The sequence below is a fragment of the Nitrincola alkalisediminis genome (genome assembly GCF_009821115.1).
GTDB classification, from domain to species: domain Bacteria; phylum Pseudomonadota; class Gammaproteobacteria; order Pseudomonadales; family Balneatricaceae; genus Nitrincola; species Nitrincola alkalisediminis.
In genome coordinates this window covers 271,292-278,239 of the sequence record NZ_VYTY01000004.1, presented here as the reverse complement: position 1 = coordinate 278,239, position 6,948 = coordinate 271,292, and the positions used below count along the sequence as shown (strand labels likewise).

The window sequence follows — 6,948 nt, the reverse complement described above, 5'->3', positions numbered from 1 at the left end:
AAAATACAATGGAAATGTGGAACGGCCAGTAAGCGCTTTTTTTGCTTCTCTATCCACTCAACCCTTCGGTGCTCAGCACATAAATAACAACTGCGATGACGACACGAATGATAATGCTCCCAAGTATCGTGCCCTTGAGCGCAACGATATGTACTCACACCCATTTCCGGAGAACGGCAAGCAGTGATAGCATCTATCGCTTTTCGATTTTTCAGCGGCTGTCGCTGCTGATCTAGTTCCGAGCGATACGCTCGAAACACACTTTGTAAGAGTCTATTTGGCATGTCCCTATGCCTATAATCCTTTGAATTTACTACTCTACCGCGTAGCGGTTATGTCCAACATTTTAATAACACGCCAACTCGCTTTGTCGAACCTACCATTTCAAAAAAACGCATCTATTTAACTGTTTTAAAATAACTTTTTTAAAAACGTTTCAAGTACAGACCCATCAAAACGAGCTCGCACGGTTCGTCAAATCACTCAGGCACGTTATTCTGGTCGGAAAATTAATAATACATTGATCCTAATATAGATTTTTTGAAAAAACCAGTGAAAACCGAGCGACTAAATGACATATTTGCCGACTATTCGTGCCAATCTATTGAAATCCCAAAAATATACTGTATATTTATACAGTAAATATCATCACACAGGAAGTGAATCATGTCTTCAAGCCCCTTTATAAACTCAATACGACGTGAGATTAGGCTCAGAGGTTATAGCTACACAACAGAGAAGTCTTACTTATACTGGATTCGGTTTTTCATACGTTACAATGCCTTAAAACATCCAACCGAAATGGGTGCTACTGAGGTTAGAAACTTCTTATCTTATCTTGCTACAGAGCGTCATGTTGCGGTCAACACTCAAAAATCGGCACTGAATGCTCTCGTTTTTTTATACCATAAAGTATTAAACAGGCAGCTAGGTGACCTTGGATTCCAACATGCTAAGCAAGGGCGTAGATTACCAACGGTCATCTCAGAGGTTGAAATCAAACTATTGATTGACCAGATGAATGATAGAGATAAGCTGATTTTTTCACTCCTCTATGGAAGCGGTTTAAGAATTAGCGAATGCTTAAGAATACGAATACAGGATCTTAACTTGTCCAATGGCAGCTTGCTCATTCGATGTAGCAAAGGAAACAAGGACAGAGTCACTATTTTAAGCCAAAGGCTTGAGAACGCACTAGATGTACAAACAGACATAGCGATCAAGCTTCAAACTGAAGACAATTCACGTGGCTATGGCCCTTACTTACCCTACGCATTATCAAAGAAATATCCAAACGCCTTTCGACAAAAAGGATGGATGTACTTATTCCCATCCTCGACTCTAAGTCCACATCCAATTTCAAATCATCTATGCCGACATCACTTACATGAATCTGTACCACGAAAATCATTAAAAAAAGCTGTTAATCAACTGGGTACAATAAACAAAAAAGTGAACTGCCACACCTTTCGTCATTCATTTGCAACTCACCTTCTAATGGCTGGACGCGATATACGAACGATACAAGAGCTATTGGGCCATAGCGATGTATCGACAACGCAAATATACACTCATGTCATCGGCCAGCACTTTGCTGGCACAACCAGCCCCCTAGACAAAATCCTATAACTCTTTCCCCATTTTCTCACCACTAACCAAGACTCAGCCCCTCAAAATCTGGATAATAGCGGGTTATCGCCTCTGTTTGATCAATCTTTAGCTCGGTACCCTCTGCATGGAAATCAAAGTTAACTTTCTCGACAATCTTCGACTTGAAGCCAAGTTTGATGATTTCACCGTCATCACTGACCAGCCCATACGTTACAAGGGGGATGGCTCTGCACCGAGTCCTTTTGACTATTTTCTCGCTTCTTCTGCCTTGTGTGCGGCCTACTTTGTGCGGGTGTATTGCCTGGCGCGTGACATTCCGACCGATAATATTCGCCTGTCGCAAAACAACATTGTCGATCCTGAGAATCGCTATAACCAGATTTTCAAAATTCAGGTGGAGTTGCCCGAGAGTATTTCTGAAAAAGACCGTGACGGTATTTTGCGCTCCATCGAGCGTTGTACGGTTAAAAAAGTGGTGCAAACGGGGCCTGAGTTTCAAATTGAAACGGTCGAGAATCTTGATGAAGATGCGCAAGCTCTGTTGATGGTGAAGCCAGAGGGCGAGTCGAGTACGTTTATTCCCGGTAAGGATTTACCGCTGGAGCAGACCATTGCCAATATGACGCAGATGTTGGCGGACTTGGGCATGAAGATCGAAATCGCATCATGGCGTAACTTGGTGCCGCATGTTTGGTCTTTGCATATTCGAGATGCAGCCTCGCCCATGTGCTTTACCAATGGCAAGGGCTCGACAAAAGAAAGTGCGCTTTGCTCTGCATTGGGTGAGTTTATTGAGCGTTTGAGCTGCAATTTCTTTTACAACGATCAGTATTTTGGTGAAGACATCGCCAACAGTGCGTTTGTGCACTACCCCAATGAGCGTTGGTTTAAACCCGGCGCAGATGACAGTTTGCCAAAGGGCATCCTGGATGATTACTGCCTAGAGATATACAACCCAGATGGGGAGCTGGGCGGTTCCAATCTGATTGACACCAATTCAGGCAACGAAGCCAGAGGCATTTGCGCCCTGCCCTTTGTGCGTCAGTCTGACGGTGAGGTGGTGTATTTCCCATCGAATTTGATTGAAAACCTCTACCTCAGCAACGGCATGAGCGCAGGCAATACGCTGTATGAAGCGCAGGTGCAGTGTCTGTCTGAAATTTTTGAGCGTGCGGTTAAAAAAGAGATTATCGAAAACGAACTGGCGCTGCCCGATGTCCCTGCCGAAGTGCTCAACAAGTACCCCAGCTTGTTGGAAGGCATCAAAGCCTTGGAAGAACAGGGCTATCCTGTGCTGGTGAAGGACGCGTCGTTAGGCGGTCAGTTCCCTGTGGCCTGTGTAACCCTGATGAACCCGCGCAATGGCGGTGTCTTTGCCTCGTTTGGCGCACACCCCAGCATGGAAATTGCCTTGGAGCGCAGTTTAACCGAGTTGTTGCAGGGTCGTAGCTTTGAGGGGATGAACGATTTCCAGCCGCCAACTTTCAGTGGCTTAGCTGTGTCCGAACCCAATAACTTCGTCGAGCATTTTATCGATTCGTCTGGCGTGATTTCGTGGCGTTTCTTTAGTAACAAAGCCGATTACGATTTCTGCGAATGGGACTTTTCTGGCACCAATCAAGAAGAAGCGCAACGTCTGTTTGCCATCTTGGAGGACCTCGGAAAAGAGGTCTATATGGCCATTCATGAAGACCTCGGCGCACCTGTGTGTCGCATTCTCGTGCCGGGCTATTCTGAAGTGTACCCGATTGAGGATTTGATTTGGGACAACACCAATAAGGCGCTGGATTATCGGGATGACATTCTCAATTTGCATCGTTTATCCGATGCGCAGTTGGCCGCCTTGTTCGAGCGTTTGGAGGAGAGCCAGCTCGATGATTATATGGACATCATCACCCTGATCGGCATCGAGTTTGATGAAAACACCGAGTGGGGACAGCTTACGATTCTGGAGTTAAAGCTCTTAATTCATCTGGCCTTGGGTCAGCATGAAGAGGCCTTGGAGCGCGTTGAGCAGTTCTTGCAGTACAACACCAATACTGTGGCGCGCGGCTTGTTTTATCGCGCAATCAATGCCGTGTTGGAAATCACCTTAGACGATGAGTTGGCATTGGAGGACTTTTTACCCAACCTCGTGCGCATGTTTGGTCAAGAGACCATGGATGCTGTGGTGGGTTCGGTGACTGGGGAGGTGCGCTTTTATGGTCTCACGCCCACGAACAGCCAATTAGAGGGACTCGACAAGCATTTGCGCTTAATCGAGAGTTATAAAAAGCTACATGCCGCGCGAGCAGCAAAAGCCGCCGTCTAAAAAGAATCAACAGCCTGCGGCCCACCTCTGACAAGACGGGCGGCAGGCTGTTCATGAACACGCCCCTACTGAATCAGCGTGATTTCAGCCGGAGCGATGGATGGTCGCTTGCGGTGTTCGCTTAATGCGCGCCCGTCCAGGTGCGTTAAGAGAATCTGCAAGGGATCACCATGGCTCACAAGCACCAGTGTTTGATCCGCATAGGTGGCTTCGCAGTGTTCAATCACCGAGTGCATTCGCTGGGCCACACGCTCTAGGCTTTCGACCCCCTCGGCTGTGACATCAAGCCCGGCGGAGTCTTTGGCCCAGACGCTCTCATAAAACTGATCGCTTTGTTGTTCATACACCCCAAAACAACGCTCACGCAATAAGGTGTTCACCTCGATTGGGCAGTTGAAATGCTGTGCTAAACACTGGGCGCTCTCTGTTGTTCTTAAAAAGTCAGAATGAAGCAGGCGATCTGGGATTGGATAGAGCCAATCCTTAAGCGTCTGTTGCAGTTGCGCACGCCCCACATTCGATAGACCATACGCATGAATGCCATTATCTGGATGGCTAATAATGCAACCCGCTTCATTCGCCAAACTATGACCATGGCGCATCAGTAAGTAGGTGTTTTTTAATGGAGGCATGCTCTGGCTCTCGTTACATTAAACGTTTACGAACTTGGACAACAATAAACTCTATCAGGAGCACCACAGCGAAGATTGTGGTTAGCACCATGGCCACTTTCGGCCATTGAAACAGGTTCATTGCGTCATTCAATACAACACCAATTCCCCCGGCTCCCACCAGTCCTAATACGGCAGATTCTCGCACATTAATGTCCCAACGGAACAACAAGATACTAAAAAAAGCGGGTTTGGCTTGTGGCCAGTAGGCTTTGATCAACACCGAGGTAAAGGAGGCACCCGTTGCGCGAATGGCTTCAACACTGCCCATATTGACCTCTTCCAAGGCTTCTGAAAACAGCTTGCCGACAAAGCCGACCGAGCGCAGCGCAACCGCCAGTACACCCGCCAAGACACCCGGTCCAAAGATCGCGACAAACAATAATGCCCAGATCAAGGAGTTGACCGAACGTGATGCAACCAAGAAGAACTTGGCAATCCAGTTCACCAATGAAGACTTCACAATGTTGTTGGCATTCATTAAGGCCAGAGGCACGGCCAGAATCAAACTGAGCAAAGTGCCCAGTGTGGCAATATGCAGAGTGTCGAGCATGGCACCGTGAATGGTGGTTGGATAGGCGGCAAAATCCATCGGCCACATGCGTCTGAACATGTCAGCCAATTGCTCGGGTGCATCCAGCAAAAACTCAGGGATGATTTCGACCGTGCGCAAAGAGGCAAAAAAGGACATGACGATGATCAGATACACCATATAGCGTGCGGATCGTTGTCCGAGCGTAAAACGCTGCCATTTTGGGGACTCCGTTGCATGGGAAACAGGCGTCATTACGGCATCTGCTTTCATTGGAAGATCCTCCGTACAAGATTGGATAAGGCTTCGCCCACTAAGATCAGGGCAATAATGGCCAACAAGATGGCTGTCACAAAGTCATAATCGAAACGCTGGAAGGCCGAGAAGAGTGTTCCCCCTAGACCACCGGCGCCAACGATCCCCACCATGGTGGAGTTGCGCAAGTTGGAGTCTAATTGATAGATGGAAAAGCCAATAAATCGCGAAAACACTTGAGGAATCACCCCAAACACAATGGTGCTGATAAAGCCTGCCCCCGTGGCCCGGATCGCTTCGACTTGTTTGAAGGAGATTTCTTCAATGGCTTCGGCAAAGAGTTTGGCGACAAAGCCAATGGAAGCCACGGTCAGGGTTAAAATCCCGGCAAGGGCTCCAAAGCCCACCGCCTTCACAAACAAAATGGCAATAATCACCGGGTGAAAAGTACGGCACAGCGCAATAAACACACGCACGGGGATACTAATCACGTTTGGCATCATATTGCGAGCGGCCATGAGCCCAACGAATAAGGAAATAAAAATACCCGCCACACTGGCGATAATGGCGATTTGAAGACTTTCAATTAAGTCATGTAACAACAATTCCCAACGAGTAAAGTTGGGTGGAAACAGTCGATCAAGTAAGCGCCCTCCTTGGTCAAGGCCCAGGACAAAACGATCCCAGCCAATATCCAAGGTTGTGAAGGCATAGGCTAGGTAAACGAACAGCCCCAGCCATAAGAACTTGGTGGACAGCGAAGTTTTAAAAGGGTTTTGACGGTCAACTATTGTAGCCATGACTCACCCCCATAAATGGATTTTAGATGCGTATCGGTAATGCCATCTGGCTTGCCGTCATACACCACTTGGCCACCACTCATGCCGATCATACGTTGGGCGTAACGCTTGGCAAGGTTGACATCGTGAATGTTGACGAGGGTGGGAATGCCTTTATCCTGTGCCAGCTGTCTCAACAGCTCCATAATCTCTACCGATGTTTTGGGGTCCAAGGATGAGGTTGGCTCATCTGCCAGCAGAATCACGGGTTCTTGCATAAGGGCACGCGCAATGCCGACACGCTGGCGCTGGCCACCCGACAGGCTGTCGGCGCGTTGCATCGCAAAGTCACTGAGCCCTACAAATGCCAATAATTCGAAGGCGCGCTTAATGTCTTTATCGCTGAAGTTGCGCCGCCAAGCACTCCATGCTGACATATAGCCCAAACGCCCCGTTAAGACATTTTCCAACACAGAGAGACGTTCAACTAAATTGTATTCCTGAAACACCATGCCTATTTGGCGGCGTACTTCTCTGAGTGATTTGCCTTTGATCTTCGCAACATCTTTGTCCTTGAACAAAATGCTGCCATCGGTTGGTTGAATCAGTCGGTTAATGCATCTCAAAAGGGTGCTTTTTCCGGTTCCAGACGGTCCAATAATCGCAATAACGCCCGGCTCATCAATTTCTATATTAATGTTTTTTAAGATGGGTTTATTCGACACATAGGCATGATTAAGCTCACGTATTTCAAGACGGCTCATAGCAGTATCCTTATAGGCATAGCGA

General features: G+C 47.5%; 7 protein-coding genes. 2 read left to right on the top strand and 5 right to left on the bottom strand.

Features of this window, described 5'->3' with window-relative positions; genetic code table 11:
- On the bottom strand, positions 1–284 hold a 284-nt coding region (locus F5971_RS09035), incomplete at its 3' end, for a transposase zinc-binding domain-containing protein (RefSeq protein ID WP_193494769.1).
- Positions 285–666: 382 nt separating this feature from the next.
- Here F5971_RS09035 and F5971_RS09030 point away from each other — a divergent pair.
- Positions 667–1,629, top strand: coding sequence for an integron integrase (locus tag F5971_RS09030; protein ID WP_036513931.1), 963 nt, complete (start codon positions 667–669; stop codon positions 1,627–1,629).
- A gap of 106 nt (positions 1,630–1,735) precedes the next feature.
- Entirely contained in the window at positions 1,736–3,922 is a 2,187-nt protein-coding gene (locus F5971_RS09025; RefSeq protein WP_193494768.1) for an OsmC domain/YcaO domain-containing protein, read from the top strand.
- Positions 3,923–3,987: 65 nt separating this feature from the next.
- Here F5971_RS09025 and F5971_RS09020 read toward each other — a convergent pair whose 3' ends face one another.
- Genes F5971_RS09020 through phnC form a run of 4 tightly spaced genes read right to left on the bottom strand, consistent with a single transcriptional unit; the run spans position 3,988 to position 6,923 of the window.
- Positions 3,988–4,554 (bottom strand): histidine phosphatase family protein, encoded by a 567-nt coding sequence (locus tag F5971_RS09020; RefSeq protein WP_193494767.1) that lies wholly within the window; start codon positions 4,552–4,554, stop codon positions 3,988–3,990.
- 13 nt (positions 4,555–4,567) lie between these two features.
- Complete coding sequence (phnE, locus tag F5971_RS09015) at positions 4,568–5,398, bottom strand: phosphonate ABC transporter, permease protein PhnE (RefSeq protein ID WP_246187782.1); 831 nt, start codon at positions 5,396–5,398, stop codon at positions 4,568–4,570.
- Positions 5,395–6,180: a phosphonate ABC transporter, permease protein PhnE gene (phnE, locus tag F5971_RS09010; protein WP_193494766.1), complete on the bottom strand. Its 786-nt coding sequence runs from the start codon at positions 6,178–6,180 to the stop codon at positions 5,395–5,397. The genes phnE (F5971_RS09015) and phnE (F5971_RS09010) overlap by 4 nt, the downstream gene beginning before the upstream one ends.
- Complete coding sequence (gene phnC, locus F5971_RS09005; RefSeq protein ID WP_036513935.1) at positions 6,168–6,923, bottom strand: phosphonate ABC transporter ATP-binding protein; 756 nt, start codon at positions 6,921–6,923, stop codon at positions 6,168–6,170. The genes phnE (F5971_RS09010) and phnC overlap by 13 nt, the downstream gene beginning before the upstream one ends.
- Between the last annotated feature and the right edge of the window lie 25 nt (positions 6,924–6,948).

What these genes read in the sequence shown, in the direction of transcription:
- phnE (WP_246187782.1), bottom strand. Translation starts at nt 5,398, where the DNA reads ATGAAAGCAGATGCCGTAATGACGCCTGTTTCCCATGCAACGGAGTCC.
- phnC (WP_036513935.1), bottom strand. Translation starts at nt 6,923, where the DNA reads ATGAGCCGTCTTGAAATACGTGAGCTTAATCATGCCTATGTGTCGAAT.
- F5971_RS09020 (WP_193494767.1), bottom strand. Translation starts at nt 4,554, where the DNA reads ATGCCTCCATTAAAAAACACCTACTTACTGATGCGCCATGGTCATAGT.
- F5971_RS09025 (WP_193494768.1), top strand. Translation starts at nt 1,736, where the DNA reads ATGGAAATCAAAGTTAACTTTCTCGACAATCTTCGACTTGAAGCCAAG.
- F5971_RS09030 (WP_036513931.1), top strand. Translation starts at nt 667, where the DNA reads ATGTCTTCAAGCCCCTTTATAAACTCAATACGACGTGAGATTAGGCTC.
- phnE (WP_193494766.1), bottom strand. Translation starts at nt 6,180, where the DNA reads ATGGCTACAATAGTTGACCGTCAAAACCCTTTTAAAACTTCGCTGTCC.